The organism is Candidatus Obscuribacterales bacterium (assembly GCA_036703605.1).
Taxonomy (GTDB): Bacteria; Cyanobacteriota; Cyanobacteriia; order RECH01; family RECH01; genus RECH01.
Window position 1 is genome coordinate 1 of sequence record DATNRH010000454.1, and the last position, 2,471, is coordinate 2,471.

Consider the following 2,471-nt stretch of genomic DNA (forward strand, 5'->3'; position numbering starts at 1 on the left):
AAATTCAATTTTCGGTGAGCAGTTAAACTCCCAACTAGCCCAAGCGTCCGCTTGTGCCTAATGCACTACCTTTTAGCTTAACCACTCCGCCAGCATCCGATGAAACTGGTGCACACCCTGCTCGCGCTTCGGCGAAAAACGTCCGGAAGTATAATACTTAGATCGCAACCCTTTTGCCACGCCCTCGACCACAAACTCATCTTCCCGCTCCACCTTGTCCAGCAGTGCGCCGGCACCTTTATGCAGCTTCGTCTCGTCATAGATGTACGATCGAAAAGACACCTTGGTCTGATTGAGCGAAAGCGGTCGCACGATGTTGAGCGACAGCCCCCACGGGTAAAAATTGAACATCATGTTGGGGAACACCCAGAAATAGTAGGCCGCCACACGCTTGCCTTGATGGATGTGGCCTTCCGGTAGTTCAAAGGTATCCTCCGCCCCTTCTGAATAGCCTACCTGCACATTGAAATGATCGTACATCACCGTCTCGTAGCTTCCATAGTCCAGCGCCTGGTTCAGGTCGCTGTGTACAAATGGAATGTGAAACCCCTCCAGGTAGTTGTCGCAATACAGCGCCCAGTGTGCGTTCACCAGGTAGTCTTTGGACTGCACCTCATTGAACACAAACTCGTCCAGTGGGAGAAAGCCCACATACTGGTTCATCTCCTCAATCACCTGCTGAAAGTCGATCTCCCCTCCTAACTTCGAGAAAAGCATGGGTCCCCATTGCACCGTCTCAAATCGGTGAAGGTCTTCGCAGGCCCTTGGAAAATCCTGCGCTTCCTTGAACTCCGGCATGGACTCAAACGCTCCGTCCAGCCCAAACTTTCGCCCGTGGTACATGCAGATCAGCTTACGCTGGCTGCCGGGATGCTGCGCCACCAGGTTGCCCCGGTGCGTACACACATTGCTCAGGCAGTGGGTCTTTCCCTCCTCATCTTTGGTCAGCACCATGGGCTCGGTCAGAAAGCCATCCATCAGAATGAATGGGTGCGTATGCTTCGGTAGCTGCACCAGCTGCTCATCTCCCACCCACTGCCAGGAGCGATAAAAGACCTGCTCTTTGATCCGGTCAAAGGTGGCCTGATCACGGTAAAAGGTAGCGGGGAGTGTCTCTGCTTTTGAAATGTCGGGGTTGATCTGATACCTATTCATTTAATTGGGGTATCTTTCAAAATTACCGATTTTGCATCACTACAACCTCGCCTGTACATGAGTCGAAAAAAATTAGGTTTCTGGACCAGCACCGCCCTGGTGGTGGGCAACATGATTGGCTCCGGCATTTTTCTCCTTCCCGCTTCGTTGGCCTCCTACGGCAGCATCAGCCTGCTTGGCTGGATCATCTCCGCCTTTGGCGCCGCGACGTTGGCGTTTGTGTTCATCGAATTCAGCAAAATGCTGCCGGGCACCTCCGGAGGACCGTATGTCTACTCCCGGGAGGGATTGGGCGACCTGGCCGGTTTCCTCGTCGCCTGGGGCTACTGGATCTCTATCTGGTGTGTCAATGCCGCCATCGCCATCGCACTGGTCAGCTACCTGGGCGTATTCTTCCCCATCCTGCAAACCAACAATATCCTGGCCATCTGTGTTGGGCTCGCCATCGTCTGGACAGTCGTCTGGATCAATACGCGGGGTATCCGGGAGGCGGGGGTCTTCTCGTTGGTCACCAGCATCCTTAAGATCACGCCACTGCTTGCGATCGGTATTTTTGGCTTGTTCTATATGAACACCGAGCACTTTCTGTCATTCAACATCAGCGGCATGTCCGACCTGCGCGCCATCACCCAGACCGCCACCCTCACCTTCTTTGCCTACATGGGGATCGAATGTGCCACCATCCCCTCCGGCTCGATCGAAAATCCTGTACGGACCATCCCTCGCTCCACGTACGTTGGGTTGGGTGTCGTCACCATCGTGTACATCGTGGGGACCTCCTCGCTCATGGGCATCATCCCACCGGAGGTGCTGCAACACTCCACCGCCCCCTTCTCGGATGCCGCCGCGCTCCTGTGGGGGCCGTGGGCAGAAAACCTGGTGGCCATCGGGGCGATCATCTCCACCCTCGGCGCACTCAATGGATGGATCCTGGTGCAGGGACAGATTCCGGCTGCCATCTCCCGGGATAAACTATTTCCCAAGCTTTTCGAGAAAGAAAACACCAACGGCGTGCCCGCAGTGGGCATCATCCTTTCCAGCATCCTGATCTCTTTGCTCATGATCATGAACTATGCGAAAGGGTTGGTCGCCGCATTTGAGTTTGCCCTGCTGCTCTCCAGCATGACGGCCCTGATTGCCTACCTCTTCACCTCGGTCAGCTACGCACTCGTGACCGCCAGAAGAGAAGGCATCCACAAGGGGTTCGCTTTGAAAGTGGTGCTGGCGTCCATCGCGTTTATCTTTTCCATCTGGGCGATCGCAGGATCTGGAATGGAGATTGTCTACTGGGGCTTCTTCCTGCTCATGGGTGGGTT

At 54.9% G+C, this 2,471-nt stretch carries 2 protein-coding genes; one reads left to right on the forward strand and one right to left on the reverse strand.

Annotated elements, in window-relative coordinates:
* Nucleotides 1–72: 72 nt before the first annotated feature.
* Nucleotides 73–1,155, reverse strand: a complete 1,083-nt coding sequence (locus V6D20_09600) for an SRPBCC family protein (GenBank protein HEY9816033.1) — start codon at nucleotides 1,153–1,155, stop codon at nucleotides 73–75.
* A gap of 57 nt (nucleotides 1,156–1,212) precedes the next feature.
* On the opposite strand from V6D20_09600, the gene V6D20_09605 reads away from it, so the two are divergent.
* The coding region (locus tag V6D20_09605) for an amino acid permease (GenBank protein HEY9816034.1) at nucleotides 1,213–2,471 on the forward strand (1,259 nt) is incomplete at its 3' end.

What these genes read in the sequence shown, in the direction of transcription:
- V6D20_09600 (HEY9816033.1), bottom strand. Translation starts at nt 1,155, where the DNA reads ATGAATAGGTATCAGATCAACCCCGACATTTCAAAAGCAGAGACACTC.